The sequence below is a fragment of the Symbiobacterium ostreiconchae genome (assembly GCF_055396975.1).
This window is the reverse complement of record NZ_AP042454.1, coordinates 1,303,551-1,327,948: the sequence shown is the minus strand read 5'-3', so window position 1 is coordinate 1,327,948 and position 24,398 is coordinate 1,303,551. Positions and strand designations below refer to the sequence as shown.

Sequence of the window (24,398 nt, the reverse complement as noted above, 5' to 3'; positions counted from 1 at the left end):
CGCTTGCCTGTGCGGGTCGTTTCCCCACCATGCCTATGCGGGGGGGAGGGCTTGTATAACCGGGCGCGGGACAAGAGCGCCCCGGGCCGGTCCGACGGTGTGGAAGGAGCCCGTGATGAGCAGCAAATCGCCCGGTGCGGCCGCCGCGCGGGCCGCCTGCAGCGCTTCATGCACATCGGGGATGACCCGGGCGGGATGGCCCTGCCGCCGGCAGACCTCCGCCAGGTCGGCGGCCGGCAGCGCCCGGGGGCTCTCCGGCGTGGCCGCCCACACCTCTGCCGCCAGCGGCAGGAGCGGCGCGACCGAATCGGCCACGTCCTTGTCCGCCAGCATGCCGAGCAGCAGGTGGATGCGCCGGCCCGGGAACAGCTCGGGCACGGCCTCGGCCAGGGCGCGGCACTTGGCAGGGTTGTGCGCCGCATCCAGCAGCACCAGGGGCCCCTCGGGCAGGCGGATGAGCTCCATCCGGCCCGGCCAGGTCACGCGCCCGAACCCCGCCCGGATCGCGTCCTCCTCCACGCCCAGCAGCTCCAGGATGCGCAGGGCGACGGCGGCGTTGGCCGCCTGGTGCCGGCCCAGGAGGCTGAGCCGCACCCGCCGGTACCAGCCCCGTTCACCCCGCAGGTCCGCCACCTGGCCGGAAAGGCCCGCCTCCAGCACCCGGAAGTCTGCGGGGGTCACGTGCAGCAGCGGAGCGCCCTGCTCCCGGGCCGCCTGCTCGATGACGGCCAGGGCGCCGGGGTGGTCGGTGCCCGTGACGCAGGGCACGCCCGGGCGGATGATGCCGGCCTTGTCCCGGGCGATCTGCTCGTGGGTCTCGCCGAGCCACTGGGTGTGGTCGAGGCCGACGTTGGTGATGGCGGTGACGGCCGCCGCCTCCGCGGCCGTGGTGGCGTCGAAGCGGCCGCCCATCCCCGCCTCCAGCACCAGGTCGTCGACCGACTGCTCGGCGAACCACGCGAAGGCCATGGCGGTAATGACCTCGAACTCGGTGGGCGGCTCCAGCCCCGCGGCGGCCACCGCCTCCGCCGCCCCGGCCAGCCGGGCAGTGAGGCGGGCCACGTCCTCCTCAGGGATCTCGGCCCGGTTCACCTGCATCCGCTCCGTGAACCGCGTGAGCGGCGGCGACGTGAACAGCCCCACCCGCCGCCCGGCGGCCCTGAGCCCCGCCTCCACCATGGCCGCCACCGATCCTTTGCCGCTGGTGCCGGTGATGTGCACCACCCGTCCCACCCGGCGGTCGGGCCGGCCCAGCCGCTCCAGCAGCGCGGCCGTCCGGTCCAGGCCGGGCTTCATCCCGAAGCGCCGCAGCCCGGCCAGGTAGGCCAGGGCTGCTTCGTAGGTCATGTTCTTCATCCCTGCATGCTCCTGAGCATCGCCAGGCGGGCTTCCAGCGCCTGTTTCTTCTCCGCCAGCGCGGCGGCCTCCTCGCGGGTCTTCTCCACGATCTCCGGCTTCGCCTTGGTCAGGAAGCCCTCGTTGCCCAGCTTCTTCTCGAGCCTGGCCAGCTCGTCGCCGGTGGCCTTCAGCTCCTTGGTGATGCGCTCGATCTCCTTGGGCAGGTCGATCAGGCCGCCCAGGGGCACGTAGATCTCGGCGCCCGCCACCACCGCGGTGGCCGCATTCCGGGGCTTCTCCTCCGCCACCGGCTGAAGCGTGAGCTTCGCCGTCCTGCCCAGGTTTTCAATAAAGGCCCGCCCCTCGTTCAGGATCTCCAGCGCCCGGTCGGAGGTGGCCATGACCACCGCGTCGATCTTCGCGTGCTCGCCCAGGCGGAACTCGGCGCGGATGGAGCGCAGCGCGCGGATGGTGTCGATGATCAGCGCCATGCGGTCGCCCGCCTCGGCGTCCGTCCAGCCCTCCTGCGGGGTCGGGTACGCCGTCACCGAGATGGACGGGGGCAGCTCGGCCCGGCCCGCCGCGCGGGCGATCTCCGGGGCGATCTCCACCTGCGGCGACTGCACCGGCAGTTTCTGCCAGATCGCCTCCGTGATGTAGGGCATGAACGGGTGCAGCAGCCTGAGCGTGCCCTCCAGCACGAGGGCCAGGGTCTCCTGCGCCGCCGCCCGGGTGGGATCTTCCGGGTTGTACAGGCGGGGCTTCACCAGCTCGATGTACCAGTCGCAGAACTCGCTCCAGATGAAGTCGTAGATGGTGCGGGCCGCCTCGCCGTACTGGTACTCGCCGAGCAGCTCGTTCACCGCGCGGGCCGCCTCGTTGAACCGGTGGCGGATCCAGCGGTCGGCCACGTCGTACTGCAGCGGGGCGCCGCCTTCCGCCGGCTGCCAGTCGGCCAGGTTCATCAGCACGAACCGGCTGGCGTTCCAGAGCTTGTTGGCGAAGTTCCGGGCATTCTCCACCCGCTCGGTGTGGAAGCGGATGTCGTTGCCGGGGCTGGACCCGGTGACCAGCATGAACCTGAGGGCATCGGTGCCGTACTGCTCGATGACATCGATGGGATCGACGCCGTTGCCCAGCGACTTGGACATCTTCCGGCCCTGCGCGTCGCGGATCAGGCCGTGCAGGACCACGGTGTGGAAGGGGATCTTCCCCGTCAGCTCCAGGCTGCTGAAGATCATGCGGGCGACCCAGAAGAAGAGGATGTCGTAGCCGGTCACCAGCACGTCGGTGGGGAAGAAGTAATCCAGGTCCTTCGTCTCGTCCGGCCAGCCCAGGGTCGAGAAGGGCCACAGGGCCGAGGAGAACCAGGTGTCCAGCGCGTCCTCGTCCTGCCGGATGTTGGCGGAACCGCACTGCTCGCACTGGGTCGGGTCGGTCTCGGTGACGGTGAGGTGGCCGCAGTCGTCGCAGTACCAGACCGGGATGCGGTGGCCCCACCAGATCTGCCGGGAGATGCACCAGTCCTGGATGTTCTCCAGCCAGTGCAGGTAGACTTTGGTGAAGCGCTCGGGCACGATCCTGATCTGGCCGCTCTCCACGACCTTCATGGCCGGTTCGGCCAGCGGCTTCATCTTCACGTACCACTGCCGGGAGATCAGCGGCTCGATGGCAGTCCCGCAGCGGGCGCAGCAGCCCACGGCGTGCTGGTGCTCCTCCACCTTCACCAGCCAGCCCTCGGCCTCGGCGTCGGCCACGATGCGCTTGCGGCACTCGTACCGGTCGAGCCCGGCGTACTTGCCGGCCGCCTCGGTCATCTCGCCTTTGGGCCCGATGACCTGCGGCATCTCGAGACCGTGGCGCAGGCCGATCTCAAAGTCGTTGGGATCGTGGAACGGCGTGATCTTCACGCACCCGGTGCCGAACTCCGGATCCACGTACTCGTCGGCGATGATCGGGATCTCTCGGCCGGTAGCCGGATGGCGCAGCATCTTGCCCACCAGGTGCTTGTAGCGCTCGTCCTCGGGATGGACCGCCACCGCGGTGTCGCCCAGCATGGTCTCGGGCCGGGTGGTGGCGATGACGATGCCGCCGGAGCCGTCGGCCAGCGGATATCGGAAGTGCCACATGTGGCCCTGGCGCTCCTCGTACTCCACCTCGATGTCGGAGAGCGCGGTCTGGTCCTTGGGACACCAGTGGGTGATGCGCGTGCCCTGGTAGATGAGCCCCTTCTTGTAAAGCTGGACAAAGAAGGCGCGCACCGCCCGGGAGAGCCGCTCGTCCATCGTGAAGGCCTCGCGCGCCCAGTCCACCGACACGCCCAGCTTGCGCAGCTGGCTGGTGATCGTCGCGTGGTAGCGCTCCTTCCAGTCCCACACCTTGGCGACGAAGGCCTCGCGGCCCAGCTCATGCCGGGTCGGCCCGCCGGACTTGCGCAGGTCCTCCTCCACCCGGATCTGGGTGGCCAGGCCGGCGTGGTCGGTGCCGGGCAGGTAGAGCGTGGGGTAACCCTGCATCCGCTTCCAGCGGATGAGGATGTCGATCATGGTGTTGTTCAGGGCGTGCCCCAGGTGCAGTGTGCCCGTCACGTTGGGCGGCGGGATCACGATGGTGTAGGGCCGCTTTCCTTCGACGACCGGGGCGCGGTAGAACCCCCCGTCCATCCAGTACTGGTAGTACTCATCCTCCACCAGGCTGGCGTCGTAGCGCGGCGCGAGCTCCGTCCGGCCCTGCTTCTCTTCTTGTGCCATGCTGCAGTCCCCCCTCACGAGATCAAACCCCGGCCCGTCCCATAAGGACGAGCCGGGGCTCGCGGTACCACCTTATTTCCCCCGGAAAGCGGGGGCGCTCTTCCGCTGTAACGGGCTCACCCGGCACTCCTTCAGCGGGCGGCCCCACGGGCCGGCCCGGTTCGGGAATGCGGCATCCGCGGCGACTTCACCCGCTCCTTCCCCGGGAGCCCTTGCACCCGCGAGGCTCCCTCTCTGCGAGGCGGTCTGCAGGTTACTCCTCCGCATCAGCGCCTTTGCCATCGGTCCGTATGGATGCGTATGGCATCATGATAGGGCGACGGGGCCGCGTTGTCAACACACGACCCGCCCCGCGCGCAACCGCCATCGGGCGCGCGGCAGGCTCATGAGCAGCACCGGCGCCGGGTCCCCGCGCCGCCGGCTCGGCTCCAGGATGCCCTCGGGGCGGAAGCCCAGCCGCTCGTAGAGGGCGATCGCCCGCCGGTTGGTGGTGAAGACCCGCAGATAGACGCTCGTGAGCCCCATGGGGCCGAAGGCCTCCTCCAGCAAGGCCGACATGGCCGCGGTGCCGATGCCCCTGCCCCACAGCTCCCGCTCGCCCACGCAGACCCGGACCTCCGCGGTGCGCGACCGCCGGTTCACCTGCGCCAGCTCCACCTCGCCCACCGGTCGGCCTTCCCATTCAATCATCCAAACCCGTGCGGACCGGCTCCGCCGCACATTCTCCAGCCACTCGGCCGGCGTGAGTCCGACAAATCGCCGGCCCATCAGCGCGCGGATGACCGGGTCCGCATCCCAACGGGAGAGCAGCCCCAGATCGGCCTGCTCCACCGGCCTGAGCGCCACGTCGGGCTGCGCCGGTAACACGTCGTCGGTCGTTGCCATGTTGCGTGTATGCTCCTCGCTCGTTGTACTGATTCACTTTCCACCGGCTGAAGTTTCGACGGGCAACGACGGGCCCCCTTCAGGGAAAATGTGTTGACGGGCCGCCGGGACCGCTCCCGGCGGCCCGTCCAGACAATGGACGCAGACCGCACAATTTGCTATGATTAACGTCATTAGTATCCGAAAGGGAGGCAGGACCGGGTTGCACATCCGCACCTGGCAGGCAGATCTCGTGTTGATGGCCATCGCGGCGGTCTGGGGCGCCACTTTTCCCCTGGTGAAGAACGCCACCAGCCTTACGGCTGGCGGCGTACCCACGTACTGGTTTCTGGCGGTGCGCTTCATCATGGCGACGGTGCTGCTGGCCGTCGTGTTCCGCCGGCGGCTGCAGGGCCTGCCCCGGTCCACCTGGCGCGCCGGCTTCCTGCTGGGCATCTTCCTCTTCGCCGGCTATGCCTTCCAGACATTCGGCCTGGCCTACACCACCAGCGCGAAGGCCGCCTTCATCACCGGCCTGTCGGTGGTGATCGTGCCCGTGCTTTCGGTGGTCTGGCTGCGGTCCGCGCCGTCGGCGGGCGCCTGGCTGGGGGTCCTGGCCGCGCTCCTGGGGCTCGCCCTGCTGTCGCTGGACGGCAGCCTGCTCCCCTCGCGCGGCGACCTGCTGGTGCTCATGGGCGCCCTGGGCTTCGGGCTGCACGTGGCCGGCGTGAGCCGGTTCGGCCACCGGCACGACCGCTATGCGCTGACCGTGATCCAGCTCGGCACCGCAGGCGTGCTCTCGGTGCTCCTGCACCTGGCCGAGCGCGGCACGCTGGGCCCCGGCGTGGAAGGCGTCCTCTGGTGGAGCGGACCGGCCCACGTCACGGCGGCCATCGTCATCTGCGGCCTGCTCGCCACCGCGGCGGCCTACCTGCTCCAGAACCTGCTCCAGCCTTACACCACCGCCACCCACACGGCGCTGATCTTCGCGGCCGAACCGGTCTGGGGCGCGCTCTTCGCCTTCCTGCTCGCGGGCGAGGTCCTTTCGCCCCGGGGCTACGCAGGGGCCGCGCTCATCGTCCTCGGCATGCTCCTGACCGAGATGCCGGTCGGCCGGAACCGGCAGCCCGCGCCCGGCTAGAACCGGAACTGGGCCGCCTGCTGGCGGAGGTTGTTGGCCATCTCGGCTGCCCGCCCGGCCAGGCCCACCAGGCGCCGCATGGTCTCCCGGACCTGCACGGCGGACGCGCTCATGGCGTCCATCGCCTGCTGGCTGGCCTGGGCATGCTCCTCCACCCGGCAGATGAGGTCCGTGACCGCCTTGGCGCTGGCCAGCATCTGTTCCGCCGTGGCCGCGTTCTCCTCGGCGATCGCGGAAAGCTGCACGGTGGCGTTCACCACGTCCTGACTGGCCGCGGCCATCTCCTCGGACGCGGCAGAGATCGACTGCGCCTCCGCCTGGGTGTCGGCCACGGCCGCCAGGATCCGCTCCAGCGCCGCACCGGCCTCCGCGGAGAGGCGCACCCCCTCCTCCACCTCCTGGGTGCCGGCTTCCATCGTCTGCACCACGACCGCGGCGCTGCTGCGGAGCCCCTCGATGCGCCCGGCGATCTCGCCCGCAGCCGTGCGCACTCGCTCGGCCAGGCGGCGCACCTCGCCGGCCACGACGGCAAAGCCCTTGCCGTGCTCGCCGACGCGCGCCGCCTCGATCGCCGCGTTCAAGGCCAGCAGGTCCGTCTGGCCGGCGATCTCGGTGATCAGCTGCAGGATCTCGTCGACATGCTGCAGCGACTCGCTGAGCTGACGCACCTGGTTGGACGCGTCCAGCACCCGGTCGCGCACCTGGTTCATCCCCTGGGCGGACAGCCGCACCGCCTCGCCGCCCTGCTCGGCGGCCTGGCGGGTGCGGGTGGCGGCTTCGGCCACCACGCCGGCGCTCTCCGCTACCTGCTCGATCGCCTCGGCCATCTGCCGGACGGTGGAGGCGGCACGCTCCACCTCTTCCGCCTGGGACTGCGCCGCAGCAGCCACCTGCGAGGCCGCTTCCTCCACTTCACGGATGGCCCGCGCGCCGTCTGCGGCGTACGCCGTCTGCTGCTCCGCCATGGTGCGCACCGTCTCGATCTCCCGTGCCGAGGCCTCCGTCACCTCGCCGGCCTCCCGCGCGCTCTGGTCGAGGCCGGCCGCCGCCTGGTCGAGGTCGGACGCGGTCTGGGCGAGGGTGCGGACCATCCCGGCCAGCTGCGTCGCCATCATGTTGTAGGAACGGGTGGCCTGTCCCACCTCATCCCGGCTGGTCACCACTACCGAGGTCGCGGAAAGGTCGCCCTGGGCCACCCGGTGCATGGCCTCCTTCAGGCGGGCCAGCGGCCGGACGACCACCCAGGCGAACAGGATCGATGCGGCCACGACGACGATCACGATCGGAATCTCAACCAGCAGAATGGCTTGCAGGAGCTCAGTCTCCAGCACGTGCAGCTGCTCTGCCCCCAGCCCCACCGTCGCCGCCGTGGAGCGCAGGCGCTGGAATCCCACGTAGGCGGTGAGCGCCACGGGAAGGAGCGCCCAGGTCAGCAGGGTGGCCACAGTCCGGATGCCGAAATTCCACTGCAGTGGGTTCAGCAGGTGAGACAAGCGCATATGATTTCCCTCCGCACACAACACTTGGACGGAGTCCAGTACAGTCCATAATGTAACACATCTGAATCCGATATTGAAATAGCCTCACAAAACTAGCTGTCGACTGTCGCACTGTCCAAATGTTTGGTGATCCAGCGCCACACATCCTCCCGTCCCGCTCCGGTCTCCGCGGAGAAGAGGATCAGCGGCTCCTCGGCGCCCCCTACGCCCAGTTCCCGGGCGATGACCTGCAGGTGCCGGGCCCAGGCTGTGCGCCCGATCTTGTCGGCCTTGGTGGCCACGCAGAGGCTCGCCAGGCGGTGGTGCCGGAGCCACTCCCGCATGGTGATGTCGTCCCGGGTGGGCGGGTGGCGCAGATCGACGACCTGCACGATCGCGCGCAGGGTCCCGCGCCCGAGCAGGTACCCCTCGATGAGCCGGGCCCACTGCCGCCGCTGCGCCTCCGATACACGCGCGAAGCCGTACCCGGGCATGTCCACGAGGTAGAACGCGCCGGCCCGGGGGGCGCCGTCCGGCCTGGACTTCCCCTCCGGCCAGATGCGGTAGAAGTTCAGCGTCTGGGTGCGCCCGGGGGTGTTGGAGGTCCTGGCCAGTTTGCGGTTCTGCACGAGGGCGTTGATCAGGGACGACTTGCCCACGTTGGAGCGGCCGACCAGCGCGACCTCCGGCAGACCGTCTTCGGGGAACTGCGCCGGTGCCGCCGCGCTCAGCGCAAATTCAGCATGAACGCCCATGCAACTCCTCCTCGATCTGGCCGGCGGCCGTCAGGGACCTCCCGGTCCGGACGGAGGCCGCCGGCCCCCACGCATTACGCGACAGGCGGGAGAAACCCCGGTGAGGTTCCTCCCGCCTGTTGTCTATACGACGGGACTGCTGGGATGCGTCCCTTCCACCCCGATGGCCTCGGGCGGCGGCAGGATCCGCTCGTCGCCTTCCCTGGGTTCCAGCAGGGCGATCCGGAGCACCTCGTCCATGTGGTCGACCAGGTGCACGTGCAGCTTCTTCCGGACGTTGCCCGGGATCTCTTCCAAGTCCTTCTCGTTCTCTCTGGGCAGGATGATGTGGTGGATGCCCGCCCGGTGCGCGCCGAGCAGCTTCTCCTTCACCCCGCCGATGGGCAGGACCCGGCCCCGCAGGGTGATCTCCCCGGTCATCGCCACGTCTGCCCGGACCGGCCGGTTGGTGAGCGCCGAGACCACCGCGGTGGCCATCGCGATGCCGGCGGACGGCCCCTCCTTCGGCACGGCGCCCTCGGGCACGTGGATGTGGATGTCGTGGTGGGCGTGGAAGTCCTCCTCCAGCCCCAGGTCCCGGGCGCGGGAGCGAATGTAGGAGAGGCCCGCCTGGGCCGACTCCTTCATGACCTCGCCCAGCTTGCCGGTGAGGATCAGGTTGCCCTTGCCCTTCATCAGCGAGACCTCGATCGGCAGGATGTCGCCGCCGGTCTCCGTGTAGACCATGCCGGTGGCCACGCCGACCTGGTCCTCCTTCAGCTTCTTGCCCCACTGGTACCGCGGGGCGCCCAGGAAGGTGTGCAGGTTCTGCGTGGTCACCCGCACCGTCTGCACGTCTTCCTTGGTCGCGATCTCCCGGGCGGCCTTGCGGCAGATGGTCGCCAGCTGCCGCTCCAGGTTGCGCACCCCGGCCTCGCGGGTGTACTCCCGCACGATGCTCCGGATGACGTTCTCCGAGACTTCCAGGTTCTCCTCGGTCAGGCCGTGGTCCTTCCGCTGCTTGGGCAGCAGGTGCCGCTTGGCGATCTCCACCTTTTCATCCTCGGTGTACCCCGAGATGGTGATGAGCTCCATGCGGTCCAGCAGCGGCCGGGGGATGTTCCAGACCACGTTGGCGGTGGTGATGAACAGCACGTCCGACAGGTCGAACGGCACTTCGATATAGTGGTCGGAGAAGTTGTGGTTCTGCTCGGGATCGAGCACCTCCAGGAGCGCCGAGGCCGGGTCGCCCCGGAAGTCGGAGGACATCTTGTCGATCTCGTCCAGCAGGAACACGGGGTTCTTGGTGCCGGCCTGCCGCATGCCCTGGATGATGCGGCCGGGCAGGGCGCCCACGTACGTGCGCCGGTGGCCGCGGATCTCGGCCTCGTCCCGGACGCCGCCCAGGGAGATGCGCACGAACTTGCGCCCCAGCGCGTTCGCGACGCTCTTGGCCAGCGAGGTCTTCCCCACCCCGGGCGGGCCGGCCAGGCAGAGGATGGGCCCCTTCATCTTCTTGACCAGCTTGCGCACCGCGAGGTACTCCAGGATGCGATCCTTCGGCTTCTTCAGCCCGTAGTGCTCGCTCTCCAGGACCTCCTCGGCCCGCTTCAGGTCGATCTGATCCTCGGTGTAGTTCGACCAGGGCAGGCTGGTGAGCCACTCCAGGTAGTTGCGCACGACCACGGCCTCCGCGGCCATGGGCGGCATCTTCTCGAAGCGGTCCACCTCGCGCAGCGCCTTCTCCTTCACTTCCTCCGGCATGCCGAGCTGCTCGATCTTCTCGCGGAACTGTTCCGCCTCGGTGCCCCGGTCGTCCCGCTCGCCCAGCTCCTTCTGGATCGCCTTGATCTGCTCGCGCAGGTAGTACTCGCGCTGCGTCTTCTCCATCTGCTTGCGGACGCGCACGTTGATCTTGCGCTCGAGATCCAGGACCTCCATCTCGCGGCTGAGCAGGTCGGAAACCCGCTCCAGCCGCTCCACCACGTCGAAGGCCTCCAGCACCGCCTGCTTGTCCTTCATGTCCAGGGTGGTCATATAGGCCGCAATGGTGTCGGCCAGACGGCCCGGCTCCTCCACCTGGACGGCGGTGACCAGCGACTCCGGCGGCACCTTCTTGGCAGACTTGACGTACCGCTCGTACTGGCTGACCACCATGCGCATGAGCGCCTCGGCCTCGGCGCTCCGAGTCTTCGGCTCGGGCACCGCCGCCACCGCGACCCGCATATACGGATCCTCAAAAACATAATGGTCAATACGAGCCCGGGACACGCCCTCGAAGACGACCTTGAACGTGCCTCCCGGAACCTTCACCACCTGCTTGATCTCGACGATCGTACCCACCAGGTAGATGTCGTCGGGCGTGGGCGTCTCGTTCTTGGCGTCCTTCTGCATGGCGAGAACCATGCGCCGGCCCTCGTTCATTGCGGCCTCCACCGCCCGCATGGACTTCTCCCGGCCCACCTCAAGCGGAACGATCATGGTTGGGAAGACGATCTGGCCCTTGAGCGGCAGCAAGGGCAGGTTCAGCAGTTGCTCTGAGCGCTTGTCGGCCACCGGTCTCACCTCCTGGCAGTACCACGTGTTCCGATTCTATCATAACAGACCCCTTCAACCACAAGACGGCTTGTAAGCGACTGCCGTGTTATATTAAGACGTCCCAGAGCGGCCGGAGGTGCGCCTGGGAACCCAGAGGCTCGAACGGGAGTTAGCTTTCGCTGCCCCCAGGAGGAGTATGCGGGGCGGGGACTGCAGCAGTCCCCGCCCCGCCGCGTTCAGCGCTCGGTGCCCGTGAGGGAGACCGCCGGCTGCGGCTGCGGCAGCGGCAGTTCGAAGACCGGCACCGGCCGCGGCTCCTCCGCGACCGCGGCCTCCGGGGACCGCTCCCGCTGCAGGTCGAAGGCCAGCGCGAAGACCTCTTCCAGCCGCTCCACCGGCACGACCCGGATGCCCGGCAGCCGGGCAAAGGACTCCTGCCAGTTCTCCTGCGGGATGATCACCCGGGTGCAGCCGGCCTGGCGGGCGGCTTCCACCTTGGCCGCCACGCCGCCCACCGGCTTGACCAGCCCCCGGATGGAAACCTCGCCGGTCATGGCGGTGCGGTTGTCCACCGGCCGGCCGGTGAAGGCGCTGTAGACGGCCACGGCGATGGCCACGCCGGCGCTGGGCCCGTCGACCGGCACGCCGCCGGGGAAGTTGACATGGATGTCGTAGTCGCGCGGATCCTCCTCCAGGTACTGTTTCAGCACGGTCAGGACGTTCTCCACCGAGCCCTTGGCCATCGACTTCCGGCGCATGGTCCGGCCCGGCCCGCCCATCTCCTCCTCATCCACGACACCGGTGACGGTGACAACCCCCATCCCCGCTGCCTTGGCCGGCCGGACGTCCACCTCCAGTTCCAGCAGGTGGCCCGCGTTGGGGCCGCTGACCGCCAGTCCGTTGACGCAGCCCACCTGCGGCCTGGCGGGGATGCGCCGGTCGGGGCGCGGCTGGAGCTGGCCCGAGTTGATCACCCACTCCACCTCGGCGCGGGGGATGGTGCGCCGGCCGGTGCCGAACAGCACCCCCGCGGCGATCTGCACGATGTTGACCGCCTCGCGGCCGGACGACGCGTAGCGCTTGATGACCTCCTCCGCCTCCGGCTCCAGCTTCAGCCCCACCTTCTCCGCTGCGCGCCGCGCGACCAGGGCCACCTCTTCGGGCAGCAGCGGCCGGAAGAAGATCTCCATGCAGCGGGAGCGGAGGGCCGGGGGAATCTCGTGCGGCAGCCGCGTCGTCGCCCCCACGAGCCGGAAATCCGCCGGCAGCCCGTTCTGGAAGATGTCCTTAATATGTGAGGGGATGTTGGGGTCCTCGGGGCTGAAATACGCGGACTCCAGGTAGACCTTGCGGTCCTCCAGCACCTTCAGCAGCTTGTTCATCTGCACCGGATGGAGTTCGCCGATCTCGTCCAGAAACAGGATGCCGCCGTGTGCGCGGGTCACCGCTCCGGGTTTGGGCTGCGGGATGCCCGCCATCCCCAGCGGCCCCGCCCCCTGGTAGATGGGGTCGTGGACGGAGCCGATCAGCGGATCCGCGATGCCCCGCTCGTCGAAGCGGGCCGTGGTGGCGTCCACCTCGACGAACGCGGCGTCCGGCCCGAACGGAGAGGCCGGGTTCCGCTTGGCCTCCTCCAGGACCAGGCGCGCCGCCGCCGTCTTCCCGACGCCGGGGGGACCGTAGATGATCACGTGCTGCGGGTTGGGGCCGCAGAGCGCCGCCCGCAGCGCCCGGATGCCCTCTTCCTGGCCGACGATCTCTTCGAAGCTGGTGGGCCGGGTGCGCTCGGACAGCGGCTCGGTCAGGCGGATCGCCCGCATGCGCCGCAGTTTGTCCAGTTCCTTGCGCGACTCGCGTTCCACCGCGAGCCGGTTCCCCTGCTGGCTCCGCAGCAAGGTCCAGAAGTATACGCCGATCACGATGGCGAAGAGCACGTGGATAATCGTCAGAATGCCGCCCAGGGCCATGCTCGGAAACCCTCCTCCGCATCCGTGTTGGGCGCCGTGCGCAGTGCCGGCTTTCCGCGGCGGTTCTCCGCTAGTATTCCGCTTGCGAATGGGCCGAATGCTGGATGAACGTTCCGTACATGAAAAGAACCCCAGTGGTCATTTCGACCACTGGGGCTCCCAGCCGCCAGCTATCAGGCCGACTCCTCTTTCTTGGTCCGCCGGCTCTTGGCATCGTTGGCGGTAACCAGAATCGGCTCCTGCTTCTTCAGCACGACGTCCTTTGTGATGACGCACTTGGTGACGTCGGTGCGGGAAGGCGCCTCGTACATCACGTCCATCATGATGTCCTCGATGATGGCGCGCAGGCCCCGGGCGCCGGTGTTCCGGCGCATGGCCTCGCTGGCGATGGCCCGGATCGCGTCCTCCTCGAACTCCAGCTCGATGTTGTCCAGCTGGAGCAGCTTTTGGTACTGCTTCACCAGGGCGTTCTTCGGCTCCTGGAGGATGCGCACCAGGGCGTCCTCATCGAGGGCGTCCAGCGTGACGATGATCGGCAGGCGGCCGACAAACTCCGGAATCAGGCCGAACTTGAGCAGGTCCTCGGGCAGGATCTGCTTCAGCAGCTCGCCGACGTTCTGCTCCTGCTTCGAGCGGATGTCAGCGCCGAAGCCGAGGCCGCGCCGGCCGACCCGGTTGCCGATGATCTTGTCGATGCCGTCGAAAGCGCCGCCGCAGATGAACAGGATGTTGGTGGTGTTGATCTGGATGAACTCCTGGTGCGGGTGCTTCCGGCCGCCCTGCGGCGGAACGGAGGCGATCGTGCCCTCCAGGATCTTCAGCAGGGCCTGCTGCACGCCCTCACCCGACACGTCGCGGGTGATGGACGGGTTCTCGGACTTCCGGGCGATCTTGTCGACCTCGTCGATATAGACGATCCCCCGCTCGGCCTTCTCGATGTCGTAATCGGCGGCCTGGATCAGCTTCAGCAGGATGTTCTCGACGTCCTCGCCGACGTAACCCGCCTCGGTCAGCGACGTCGCGTCCGCAATGGCGAAGGGAACGTTCAGGATCTTGGCCAGGGTCTGCGCCAGCAGCGTCTTGCCCGAGCCAGTGGGCCCAAGCATCAGGATGTTGGACTTCTGGAGCTCCACATCGTCCAGCTTGTTGCCCAGGTTGATGCGCTTGTAGTGGTTGTAGACCGCCACGGCCAGGGTGCGCTTGGCGCGCTCCTGCCCGATGACGTACTGGTCGAGGATCGCCTTGATTTCGGCCGGCTTCGGCACATCCTTCAGTTCGAAGTCGACCTCTTCGCTGAGCTCCTCCTCGATGATCTCGTTGCAGAGCTCGATGCATTCATCGCAGATATAGACGCCGGGCCCAGCGACAAGCCGCTTCACCTGGTCCTGGTACTTGCCGCAGAACGAGCACTTGAGCTGGCCCTTGTCCTCACCCGTGAACTTGAACATTCCCCCACCCCTTTTCAGCTAGCGTGCGAAGCGGCTCGCCTTCTCCCTGGGGTGCAGCACCTCATCGACCAGGCCATACTCCACAGCCTCCTGCGCCGACATCCAGCGGTCACGCTCCGTGTCCGCCAGAATGCGCTCCAGCGGCTGGCCGCTGTGCTTGGCGAGGATCTCGGCCATGAGCTGCTTGGTCTTGACAGCCTCCCGCGCGGTAATCTCAATGTCCGTGACCTGTCCGCCCACCCCGCTCAGGTGGGGCTGGTGAATCATCACCCGGGCATTGGGCAGCGCATAGCGCTTGCCGGTTCCGGCCGCCAGGAGCAGAGCCCCCATCGAGGCGGCCATTCCCACCACAGTGGTATTCACCGGCGACTTGATGTGCTGCATCGCATCGTAAATGCCCAGGCCGGCGCTTACCGAGCCGCCCGGCGAGTTGATGTAGAGGTTGACCGGCTTGTCAGGGTCCTCGCTCTCGAGGAAGAGGAGTTGGGCAATGACGACATTTGCCACCTGATCATCGATGGGCGTGCCCAGGAAAACGATGCGGTCCTTCAACAGGCGGCTGTAGATGTCGTAGGAGCGCTCGCCGCGGTTCGTCTGCTCGATGACGTACGGAATCAGGTAGCTCATAGTCTGACCTCCTCTACCCGATACTTATACCGCAACTGGCCTAGAATCAGGCAGCGGAGTTAAGCTCTACCAGGTGCTCCACCGTCTTCTGCTTCAGCAGATCCCTGCGGAGCTGGGCCCGGTAGGCCGCACTCGCCCGCAGCGTCTTGATGTAGGACTGCTGATTCGGGTACATGGCCAGGAGCCGGTCGAACTCGGCCTCGAGCTCCGCGTCCGTCACGGTCAGACCCGCCTGCTTCGCCACCGCGGACAGCACCAGGTCCACCTTCACCAGCTTCTTCGCCTGAGGCTCGAACTCGTTGTGAAGGTCCTCATGGGTCTTGCCGGTGATCTGGTGCCACATTTCCAGGGTAATCCCCTGGTGGGCGAGCTGGTGCTCGAAGTCGTGGATCATGTCGTGCACCTTGTCGTGGACCAGCACCTCGGGCACCTCAACGGCGGCGTCGTCAGCCACGGCCTCGATGATCTGGTTGCGGAACTCCTGCTCCGCCTGCTGTGCGGCGGCCTCACTCAGACGATTCTTGATGTCCGCCCGAAGTTCCTCCACGGTCTTGAAGGGGCTGACCTGCTGGGCGAACTCGTCGTTCAGCTCGGGCAGCTCCTTCTTCTTCACTTCGTGGACCGTCACCTTGAACACGGCAGCCTTGCCGGCCAGGTGCTCGGCGCGGTAGTCCTCGGGGAAGGTGACGTTCACCTCGCGGGTCTCGCCGGCCTTCGCGCCGACCAGACCCTCCTCAAAGCCGGGGATGAAGGTCCCCGAGCCTATCTCCAGGGTATAGCCCTCGCCCTTGCCGCCCTCGAAGGGCTCGCCGTCCATGAAGCCCTCAAAGTCGATGACGGCGAAGCTGCCCTGCGCCACCTCGCCCGACTCATCGGTGACCAGGGTCGCCAGCCGCTCGCGCAGGGCGTTCAGCTGCTCTTCGACCTCTTCCTCGGTGACCTCGGGCACCTTCTTCTCAATGCCGAACCCCGAGAGCCGCCCCAGCGTCACCTCGGGAGTCACCTGCACCTTGCCCTTGAAGATGAACGGCTTGCCTTCCTCCGCCTGCACCAGCTCGATCTCCGGCTGGGCAATGGGCTCGATCTGCCCCTGCTCCAGGGCTTCGCTGTACGCCCGGGGGAGAAGCTGATCCACGGCTTCCTGGACAAGCGCCTCCTTGCCGTAGACGCGTTCAAAGATGGCCCGCGGCGCCTTGCCCCGGCGGAAGCCCGGAATGGTCACCTGCCGGTTCATCTTCCTGAACGCCGCTTCAACCGACTTGGAGAACTCCGAGGCATCCACCTCGACTTCAAACTGCATCCAGTTCTTTTCTAACTTGTCCCAGGTCGCCTTCATCTGGTTTCCCCCTCAACATTTCAGTATATGGCGCCTACCGGCCGGCCATATACACTGCATTCGGCCAGGTCCTTTGGCTGCAACTCAGGTATTATACCATGCCGCAGCCGCGCGGACAACGAAGCGCTCGCGTGCTTATAAGACGTCGCGCGCATGCGCCGAGGTTCGGTGCTGCAACGCTTTTGGACCGCGGCGGCCCGGCACTGGATACGGCAACCGACCCCCCGGGATAGTCCTTTCGCGTCAAATCCGTACACTTTCGTCACGCACGCCTTGCGTGGACAGGACCGGGCGCGGTATATTCTCTGCGCATACCCATACGGGTACAGGTATTTTCGAGGAGGGGATTCGATGGACGCACTGTCACGGCGCAGCTTTCTCAAGCGCTCCGTGGCCGCCGGCGCGGTGGGGGCCGGCATCCTCTACGGGCTGAAAGGCCGCGCAGATGCAGCCGGGCCCGGAAGCGTTCCCATGGGATCGGTCATCGACCTCACCCGCTGCGACGGCTGCAAGGGCGAGGCCGTGCCCGCCTGCGTGGCCGCGTGCCGGGCCAAGAACGCGGACCGGTTCCCGGAACCCGTGCAGCCCATCATGGACTACTGGCCCCAGAAGAAGCACGAGGACTGGTCGCAGCAGCGCGACGTCATCAACCGGCTCACGCCCTACAACTGGACGTACGTGGAGACCGTGACCGTGGAAGTGGACGGCGAAGCGCAGGAAGTCTCGGTGCCGCGCCGGTGCATGCACTGCGAGAACCCCACCTGCATGAACCTCTGCCCGTTCTCCGCCATCGAGCAGCACCCGAGCGGCATGGTGGAGATCCACCAGTCCTCCTGCATGGGCGGGGCCAAGTGCCGCGACGTGTGCCCCTGGGGCATTCCGCAGCGACAGGCCGGCGTGGGCCCGTACCTGAACATCGCCCCGCAGTACCTGGGCGGCGGCGCCATGTTCAAGTGCGACGGCTGCGTCGACCTGCTGGAGGCCGGTGAGACGCCGGCATGCGCCGCCGCCTGCCCGCGCGGGGCCATCACCTTCGGGCCCCGGGAGGAGATGCGGGCCCTGGCCCACCGCCGGGCCGAGGAGATCGGCGGCTACATCTACGGCGAGACCGAAAACGGCGGTACCTCTACCTTTTATGTGTCCAAGGTTCCTTTCGAGTTGATCGACGCGGCCATCCGCAAGCGCAAGGCCGAGGAGAACGACACCCGGCCCGGCCGTCCGGGAATGCCCGTGGGCGTGGGCAACAAGCTGGACACCCCGACCGGCCTGGCGCTCTCGATGCTCATCGCACCGGTGGCGGGCGTGGCTGCCGCGCTGGCCGGCGCCGCCCGCGTGATGAAGAAGGGGGTTGACGAGTAAATGGCAAGGCGGCCTCAGGTGCGGCGGCACACCCTCTCCGACCGCGTGGTCCACTGCGGGGTGGCGCTCTCCATCTTTCTGCTGATCTTCAGCGGGCTCGGCCAGATGCCCATGTACAAGCGCTACAAGGTGGCTGACCTGCCGGGCCTGGCCTGGTCGGCCGACTACGAGATCACGCTGATTCTTCACTACATCGGCGCAGCCGCCCTGATCGGGTTTGCAACGTACCACGTACTCTTCAATCTACGCACACGGCGGCTGGGCCTGCTGCCCCGCCGGGGCGACCTGAAGGAGTCGGCCCAGATCATCGCCGCGATGTTCACCGGCAAGCCGGAGCCGCCCTCGGGCAAGTTCCTGGCCGAGCAGCGGCTGGCTTACGCCTACATCGCCGGGTCGGCGCTGCTGCTCATCCTGACCGGCCTGGTGAAAGTCATCAAGAACCTGCCTGGCGTTTCGCTTCCCTATGCGCTCCTCAAATGGAACACCGCCCTGCACAACATCGGCACGGGGCTCATCATCCTGGGCATCGTGGCCCATCTGGCCGCTTTCCTCCTGCGGCCCAACCGGCCCCTGGTCAAATCCATGCTCACCGGCACCGTCGACGCCGAATACGCCCGGCACCGGCACCCGCTCTGGAACCCGCCGCCGGCCGACTGAACACCGAACCGGCCCCCCGCTCGGGGGGGCCGGTTCGTCTCTGCCCCTACAGCATGCGCTGTGCCCGCACCGCCTCGGCTGCCGGGAAGAGGGCGTATCCGCCGGTGAGGCTGGACACGGTGAAGCCCCGCTGCATGAGGATCCGGGCGGCCACGTAGGCCGTCGCGCCGGTGCGGTCGTAGACCACCGTCTCGCGCACCGGGTCGAGTTCGCCGATGCGCGCCCGCAGCTCGTCCACCGGGATGTTGACGGCGCCGGGCACCGCGCCCATGTCGAACTCGTAGGAATTCCGCACGTCGACCACCTGTAGGTCCTCGCCGGCCTCCAGCCGCTCCAGCAGCTCCTCAGGCGTGATCACCCGGAGCGTGCCCCGCCGGATGTTCTGCGCCACCATGCCGGCCACGACCGCCGGATCCTTGGCGGCGCCGAAGGGCGGCGCGTATGCCAGGTCCAGGTTCGCCAACTGCTCCACGGTCATCCCGGCCAGGATGGCCGTGGCGTACACGTCCGTCCGCTTGTCGACGCCGCTTGCGCCGATGACCTGGGCCCCCAGCAGCCGGCCGGTGTCCGCCTCGACGACCAGCTTGGTCATGAGCTCCTGCATCCCGGGGTAGTAGTCGGCGTGATTGCCGGAGAGAGTGTAGCTGGTGTAGACCTTCAGCCCCTCCCGGCGGGCCGCCTTCTCCGAGAGGCCGGTGACGGCGGCCACCATGCTGCCGATCCGCACGATGGCCGTGCCGATGGCGCCGGGGAAGGTGAGCGAGTCGCCCGCAGCGTTCGCGCCGGCCACCCGCCCCTGCTTGTTGGCCGGGCCGGCCAGCGGGATCAGCGCGGGCCGCCCGGTGACCAGATGGATGGTTTCCACGGCGTCGCCGGCCGCGTAGATAGCCGGGTCGCTGGTCTGCATCCGCTCGTTGACCTGAATGCCCCCCGTCGGCCCGATCGCCAGGCCCGCCTCCCGCGCAAGGCGCGTGTCCGGCCGGACGCCCAGGCCCAGGATGAACAGGTCGCCCTCCACCTCACGGCCGCTCTCCAGCCGCACCGCCGTCGCCCGTTCGTCGCCGGTGAAGGCGGCGATGCCGTCGCCGGTGATGACCTCCACGCCCATCTGCTCCAGATTCGACTGCACGAACGCCGCCATCTCCGGGTCCAGCGGCGGCAGCACCTGGTCCGCCTTCTCCACGAGGGTCACCGAGAGGCCGAGGCTCGCCAGGTTCTCCACCATCTCCAGCCCGATGAATCCGGCCCCCACCACCACGGCCCGGGCCGGGTTCTCCCGCTCCACCAGCTCCCGGATCGCGACCGCGTCCGGCACCGTGCGGACCATGAACACGTTGGGCAGATCGATGCCCGGCAGCGGCGGCCGGATGGGCTCCGAGCCCGGGGCCAGGATCAGCGCGGTGTATGTCTCAGCGTACGTCTCCCCGGTCTCCAGGTTCCGCACCGTGACCCGCCGGGCGGCCCGGTCGATGGCGATCACCTCGTGCCGCACCCGGACGTCCACGTCGAACCGGGCCCGGAAGCTTTCAGGCGTCTGCAGCAGCAGGGCGGACCGGTCGCCGATCTCGCGACCCACGTAGTAGGGAAGCCCGCAGTTGGCAAACGAGATGTAGGGGCCCCGCTCGAACAGGACGATCTCGGCGTGCTCGTCGGTACGCCGTGCCCGGGCCGCAGCCGTCGCCCCTCCGGCCACCCCGCCGACGATCAGGATCTTGCGCTGGGACATCGTCTTCTCCTCCCTGATTGCATGCACTCATGCCCTATCATACACTATACCCCTACGGGTATTGCAAGCCCTTGCGTTACGGGTACCGGTAAGGGTATTATGACTGCGTTGAGGTTTGTGCAAACGAGATCAAAGACGAAAGGGCGATGGCACGTGTTTGGGTTTGGCCCCCGAATGGAATCGATCACCACTGCGGAGCTGCAGGCTCGCCTGGAGAGGGGCGAGAAGCCGAAGATCATCGACGTGCGTGAGCCCTGGGAGTACGCCGAGGGCCACGTACCCGGCGCCATTCTGAAGCCGCTCGGGCAGATTCGCTCGTGGGCGCAGGAACTGAAGAAGGACGAGGAGATCCTGCTGATCTGCCGGACGGCCAGCCGCTCGGCCATGGCCTATCAGTTCCTGAAGCGGCTCGGCTTCACCAACGTGAAGAACGTGGCGGGCGGCATGGTGACCTGGCGCGGCAAGGTCGCCCGATAACGGACAGAGCGAGGGGACGGCTCGGGCCGCCCCCTCGTCTCGTCTGCCAGCGCCGCTACCGCCTGGCGGAGAACGCCATGCGCCGGTAGGTGTGCCGCCTGCCCTTCACGGCCAGGCAGTAGGCAAAGATGTTCTCAGGCACCGCCACGCCGTGGTAGCCGGCATCGCCCAGGTGGTGCAGGTCGACCCCGGCCATCTTGGCGTTCAGGGCCAGCTGGCGGATGGTGGTCTCGTCCGCGCCCTCCTGGGAGGTGCCGATGGCCGCCATCGCCAGGGCGCCCTTCCGGTGGGCGGCCTTCACGCAGGCCCGGACCTCGTCCACGGTGCTGCCCGGCACCGTGCCGGGGGCCGGCACCAGCAGGACGTCGGCGCCAGCGTCCACGAACGCCTCGGCCTCCTCCGGCGTGATCAGGCCCCCGTCCCCGGCGGGTGCGGCGCCGGCGGCGTGCATGCGGCCCGCGATCACGGCCGCCCGGTCGCCCACGGCCTCCCGGATGCGCCGCAGGCTCTCCAGGATGCCCGCGTTGGTCACCATGGTGTGCGGATTGCCCGTCAGACAGATGAAGTCCGCCCCCTGCTCCACCGCCCGCACTGCGTTCTCCGGGGTGGCCCGGCGGCCCGGCGGAACCAGATCGCTGGGCTCCAGGTTCACCCCCACCGGACGGCCCACCAGGGCCTTCAGTTCCCGGCAGGTCTGCCCCTTCCCCGGCTCCCCGGGCAGCCCGAGGATGGTGGGGTTGTCGCAGTCGTAGAAGTTGAGGAGCAGGATGTCCGCGCCGAAGGCAGCGGCCAGCTCCGCGTTGCTGACCCCGTCGATCAGCGGCGGGGCGACGACCACGGTCTCGGCCACCACCAGGCGGCCTTCGGAGAGCCGGGTGCCTTCCAGCAGCGCCGCGCGCGTGAGGCGGGTCAGGCCGGAGGGGGGCATGTCAAGGAGTCGCATCGCCTTTCCTCCTTTCCAGGAGCCGGCAGACGGCGTCGCGGCCGGCTGCCACGGGCCCGCTGGCCACCACCTGGACCTGGCGGCCCTCCCCGGGGTTCAGCACCACCAGCGGGACCAGCGGCGAGCGGGCCTGTGCCCGGAAGGCCGCAAGGTCCAGGCGGATGAGCGGCTGGCCGGCCTCCACCCAGTCGCCCAGCGCAACCAGCGGATGGAAGACGCCCTCTGCCCGGCTGCTGTCGACGCCGAGGTGCAGCAGGACCTCGACGCCGTCGGCCGTCCGGAGGGCCAGCGCGTGACCGGTGGGGAAGAGGGCCGCCACCTCACCGGCGACCGGCGCGACCACCAGATCGCCGCTGGGATCGATCGCCACGCCGTCGCCCAGCAGCCGGCCGGCGAACACCAGGTCGGGCACGTCGTCAAGCGGCCTGGCGAGACCGCTGATGGGGGCCAGCAGGGTGACCGCCGCGGTCATCTAGATCATGTCCTTCATGATCTGCTCGATGCGCTCGGCGGAAGTGCCCAGCACCACCTGCACCACCGTGCCCGCCTTCATGACGCCCACGGCCCCCAGCTGCTTCAGCCGCTTGTCGTCCACCGCACCGGGGTTGTTCACCACCAGCCGGAGGCGGGTAATGCACGACTCCAGCTCGACGATGTTCTCTGCGCCGCCCAGCGCAGCCAGGATCTCCTGCGCCTTCGTCCGGTCGTCCAAGATCATCACGCCTCGCTTTCAGGTGAGATAGGGTTACACGCTCGGTGCGCCGCTGTCGTCGACCTCCCGGCCCGGTGTCGGAATGTTGAACTTCACGATGACCCACCGGAAGATCACGTAATAGAGCACGCCGAAGACCAGGCCGATGGGGATCAGCAGCCACGCGTTGTCCGAGGCGATGCCGTAGTTCAGCACATAGTCGATCAGTCCTGCGGAGAAGGTGAAGCCGTGGTGGATGTCCAGGATCTGCGCCACCGCCATGGAGATGCCGGCCAGCACGGCGTGGATGACGTAGAGCAGCGGCGCCACGAACATGAAGGCAAACTCGATCGGCTCGGTGATGCCGGTGAGGAACGAGGTGAAGGCCGCTGAGAGCATGATGCCGCCCACCCGCTTGCGGTTCTCGGGACGGGCTGCATGGGTCATGGCCAGGGCCGCGCCGATGAGGCCGAACATCATGATCGGGAACCAGCCGGCCATGAAGAAGCCTGCCGACGGGTCGCCGGCGAAGAACCGCCACAGGTCGCCGGTGGCCACGGTGCCGTCCGGCTTCGGGTACTCGCCGAACATGAACCAGACGATGCTGTTGATGACGTGGTGCAGGCCCAGCGGGATGAGGAGCCGGTTCATCAGGCCGAAGACACCGACGCCGATCGCCCCGGCGGCCGTCATCCAGTTGCCGACCGCCCCGATGCCGTGCTGGATGGGCGGCCAGACGAAACCGAAGATCAGGCCCAGGACGGTGGCTGCGCCGGCGGTGACGATGGGCACGAAGCGCCTGCCGCCGAAGAAGCCCAGGTAGTCAGGCAGCTTGGTGTCCTTGAAGCGCACGTACATGTTGGCCGCCAGAATGCCGGCAATAAGACCTGCCAGGACGCCCATGTTGATCTCATCGTTGATGGTGACGGCCACCTTGGTCATGACGAAGTAGGCGACGACGCCGGAGAGGCCGGCTACTCCGGAATCCTTGGCCAGGCTGACCGAGAGACCCACGGCAAAGAGCAGGGGCAGGTTGCTGAAGATCGCGTCACCGGCGTTGGCCATCCAGGGCCAGTCCAGAACGTCCGGCTGGCCCAGGCGCAGAAGCAGACCAGCCGCCGGAAGGACCGCCACAGGCATCATGAGACCCTTACCAACCTTCTGCAGCTGAGCGAGCATCCTTCAGACCTCCTTCTCGCAGGATGGTATTCCAGACCCGGACCGGGAACCGGCGCGGCCTGCGGATCCCCCCTTTCCCCCGCTGTCCTCCGGAAACACAAAGCCAGCCAGGGAGCGCCCCACCACCCGTGCGGGTGCGGGGACTCCGCTGGCTGGCTCATGCCCGTTCACGGGGTAACGGTAACACGCCAGCTCCGCAAGTCACTGGGTCAGGTTTTTCAGGCGAAGGAGATGCAAGGCAAGGTAGCCGACCTCGTCATCGCTCACCGGCCGCCCCAGCCGCTGGGCCATGTAGTCGCCCAGCCGGCGGGCCCGGGCGAACGCGTCGGGGTACTCGCTGCGGATGCGGTCCAGAACCGGGTTCGTCTCGGCCTTTCCGGAGACGATCATCTCGATCGCCAGCCGGAGATGCAGCAGGACGCGCGCCAGGTGGGGATCGTCCTCGGACCAGGCGATGCCCGCCTCCTCGGCCAGGAACGCGGCCGACTCGCGGATGAGGGCCTGGTACCGCGCCACCACCTTCGGCGACTCCCGGCGCCGCGCCCCCAGGAGGTGCAGCGCCAGGATCCCCTGCTCCTCCTCCGGCAGGGATACGCCCAGCCGGCTGGCGATCATCTCCACCGCCTGCCCGGCCAGCTCGTACTCCTCCGGATAGAGCAGCTGAATCTGGGCCAGGAACGGGTTCGGTATCGGCATGCCCTGCCTGACCCGGTCGACCGTCGCCGCGATGTGCTCGGCCAGCGTCAGGTGGGCCTCCTCGCCCAGCGGGCCGAACCGGCCGGCGGCCAGGTGGAGGATCTCCTCGGCCACGCCGATCACACTGCCCGAGAGGGTCTCCGTCAGGCGCAGGAACCGCTTCCGGTTCCGGCTCTCGTCCAGCCGGAAGATCTTCTCGATGCGCGGGTCACCCGGGCTCAGCGGACCCGAGACCTTGAAGCCCAGCCCCCGCCCCACCACCACGACCTCCTGGCCGGACGCCGGGTCGTACGCGAGCAGGACGTTGTTGTTCAGGGCCTTGAGGGGCCGCAGGGGGCAGTCCCTGATGCTCTCCATGGTAAGAGTTATTCCATCCCCGTTTGCAAAATTCCTTCCCGGAAGTTAAACGCCTGTCTGAATGATTCGTTGCACGTGCAGTTCGAGATTCT

Annotated in this window: 20 protein-coding genes; 4 read left to right on the top strand and 16 right to left on the bottom strand. The window is 68.0% G+C overall.

Annotated features, from left to right (window positions below; genetic code table 11):
- Positions 1-33: 33 nt before the first annotated feature.
- The 3 genes from ACZ5UM_RS06605 to ACZ5UM_RS06595 form a co-directional block, all read right to left on the bottom strand.
- Positions 34-1,356 (bottom strand): bifunctional folylpolyglutamate synthase/dihydrofolate synthase, encoded by a 1,323-nt coding sequence (locus ACZ5UM_RS06605; RefSeq protein ID WP_464847646.1) that lies wholly within the window; start codon positions 1,354-1,356, stop codon positions 34-36.
- The gene (locus ACZ5UM_RS06600; RefSeq protein ID WP_464847643.1) at positions 1,353-4,088 is read right to left on the bottom strand and encodes a valine--tRNA ligase; all 2,736 of its coding nucleotides are present in this window, start codon (positions 4,086-4,088) and stop codon (positions 1,353-1,355) included. Before ACZ5UM_RS06600 ends, ACZ5UM_RS06605 begins: the two co-directional genes overlap by 4 nt.
- A 333-nt stretch (positions 4,089-4,421) precedes the next feature.
- A complete protein-coding gene (locus ACZ5UM_RS06595; protein ID WP_464847640.1) occupies positions 4,422-4,973 on the bottom strand; it encodes a GNAT family N-acetyltransferase in 552 nt (183 codons plus the stop codon).
- 202 nt (positions 4,974-5,175) lie between these two features.
- On the opposite strand from ACZ5UM_RS06595, the gene ACZ5UM_RS06590 reads away from it, so the two are divergent.
- Positions 5,176-6,093, top strand: coding sequence for a DMT family transporter (locus ACZ5UM_RS06590; RefSeq protein ID WP_464847638.1), 918 nt, complete (start codon positions 5,176-5,178; stop codon positions 6,091-6,093).
- Here the strand turns inward: ACZ5UM_RS06590 and ACZ5UM_RS06585 are convergent.
- The 7 genes from ACZ5UM_RS06585 to tig form a co-directional block, all read right to left on the bottom strand.
- Positions 6,090-7,592 (bottom strand): methyl-accepting chemotaxis protein, encoded by a 1,503-nt coding sequence (locus ACZ5UM_RS06585; protein ID WP_464847636.1) that lies wholly within the window; start codon positions 7,590-7,592, stop codon positions 6,090-6,092. The genes ACZ5UM_RS06590 and ACZ5UM_RS06585 overlap by 4 nt on opposite strands.
- Positions 7,593-7,684: 92 nt before the next feature.
- Positions 7,685-8,326 (bottom strand): ribosome biogenesis GTP-binding protein YihA/YsxC, encoded by a 642-nt coding sequence (gene yihA, locus ACZ5UM_RS06580; protein ID WP_464847635.1) that lies wholly within the window; start codon positions 8,324-8,326, stop codon positions 7,685-7,687.
- Between the two features lie 123 nt (positions 8,327-8,449).
- The gene (lon, locus tag ACZ5UM_RS06575; RefSeq protein ID WP_464847631.1) at positions 8,450-10,861 is read right to left on the bottom strand and encodes an endopeptidase La; all 2,412 of its coding nucleotides are present in this window, start codon (positions 10,859-10,861) and stop codon (positions 8,450-8,452) included.
- A gap of 218 nt (positions 10,862-11,079) precedes the next feature.
- Entirely contained in the window at positions 11,080-12,810 is a 1,731-nt protein-coding gene (gene lonB, locus ACZ5UM_RS06570; RefSeq protein WP_464847629.1) for an ATP-dependent protease LonB, read from the bottom strand.
- Positions 12,811-12,983: 173 nt separating this feature from the next.
- Positions 12,984-14,258, bottom strand: coding sequence for an ATP-dependent Clp protease ATP-binding subunit ClpX (clpX, locus tag ACZ5UM_RS06565; RefSeq protein WP_464847626.1), 1,275 nt, complete (start codon positions 14,256-14,258; stop codon positions 12,984-12,986).
- A gap of 18 nt (positions 14,259-14,276) precedes the next feature.
- Positions 14,277-14,885, bottom strand: coding sequence for an ATP-dependent Clp protease proteolytic subunit (locus tag ACZ5UM_RS06560; RefSeq protein ID WP_464847623.1), 609 nt, complete (start codon positions 14,883-14,885; stop codon positions 14,277-14,279).
- Positions 14,886-14,931: 46 nt separating this feature from the next.
- A complete protein-coding gene (tig, locus tag ACZ5UM_RS06555) occupies positions 14,932-16,221 on the bottom strand; it encodes a trigger factor (protein ID WP_464847619.1) in 1,290 nt (429 codons plus the stop codon).
- 351 nt (positions 16,222-16,572) lie between these two features.
- Between tig and ACZ5UM_RS06550 the strand changes: the two genes are divergently transcribed.
- Together ACZ5UM_RS06550 and ACZ5UM_RS06545 are read left to right on the top strand one after the other, a co-directional pair.
- Positions 16,573-17,580 (top strand): 4Fe-4S dicluster domain-containing protein, encoded by a 1,008-nt coding sequence (locus tag ACZ5UM_RS06550; protein WP_464847616.1) that lies wholly within the window; start codon positions 16,573-16,575, stop codon positions 17,578-17,580.
- Entirely contained in the window at positions 17,581-18,237 is a 657-nt protein-coding gene (locus ACZ5UM_RS06545; protein WP_464847612.1) for a formate dehydrogenase subunit gamma, read from the top strand. It begins immediately after the preceding gene.
- Positions 18,238-18,283: 46 nt separating this feature from the next.
- On the opposite strand, the gene ACZ5UM_RS06540 is transcribed toward ACZ5UM_RS06545, so the two are convergent.
- The gene (locus ACZ5UM_RS06540) at positions 18,284-19,963 is read right to left on the bottom strand and encodes an FAD-dependent oxidoreductase (RefSeq protein ID WP_464847611.1); all 1,680 of its coding nucleotides are present in this window, start codon (positions 19,961-19,963) and stop codon (positions 18,284-18,286) included.
- Positions 19,964-20,137: 174 nt separating this feature from the next.
- Here ACZ5UM_RS06540 and ACZ5UM_RS06535 point away from each other — a divergent pair, with 174 nt between their 5' ends.
- Entirely contained in the window at positions 20,138-20,440 is a 303-nt protein-coding gene (locus ACZ5UM_RS06535; RefSeq protein WP_464847610.1) for a rhodanese-like domain-containing protein, read from the top strand.
- Between the two features lie 55 nt (positions 20,441-20,495).
- Here ACZ5UM_RS06535 and ACZ5UM_RS06530 read toward each other — a convergent pair whose 3' ends face one another.
- The 5 genes from ACZ5UM_RS06530 to ACZ5UM_RS06510 all read right to left on the bottom strand — a co-directional run bounded on the left by ACZ5UM_RS06530 (position 20,496) and on the right by ACZ5UM_RS06510 (position 24,306).
- Positions 20,496-21,383: a DUF7916 family protein gene (locus ACZ5UM_RS06530; protein WP_464847607.1), complete on the bottom strand. Its 888-nt coding sequence runs from the start codon at positions 21,381-21,383 to the stop codon at positions 20,496-20,498.
- Positions 21,370-21,855 (bottom strand): PTS sugar transporter subunit IIA, encoded by a 486-nt coding sequence (locus tag ACZ5UM_RS06525; RefSeq protein ID WP_464847605.1) that lies wholly within the window; start codon positions 21,853-21,855, stop codon positions 21,370-21,372. The genes ACZ5UM_RS06530 and ACZ5UM_RS06525 overlap by 14 nt, the downstream gene beginning before the upstream one ends.
- Positions 21,856-22,101 carry a PTS transporter subunit EIIB gene (locus ACZ5UM_RS06520; protein WP_464848301.1) on the bottom strand — a complete coding sequence of 82 codons (246 nt, stop codon included), beginning with the start codon at positions 22,099-22,101 and terminating at the stop codon, positions 21,856-21,858.
- A gap of 27 nt (positions 22,102-22,128) precedes the next feature.
- Positions 22,129-23,253, bottom strand: a complete 1,125-nt coding sequence (locus ACZ5UM_RS06515; RefSeq protein ID WP_464847603.1) for a PTS transporter subunit EIIC — start codon at positions 23,251-23,253, stop codon at positions 22,129-22,131.
- 201 nt (positions 23,254-23,454) lie between these two features.
- Entirely contained in the window at positions 23,455-24,306 is an 852-nt protein-coding gene (locus tag ACZ5UM_RS06510) for a BglG family transcription antiterminator (protein WP_464847602.1), read from the bottom strand.
- Positions 24,307-24,398 lie beyond the last annotated feature (92 nt).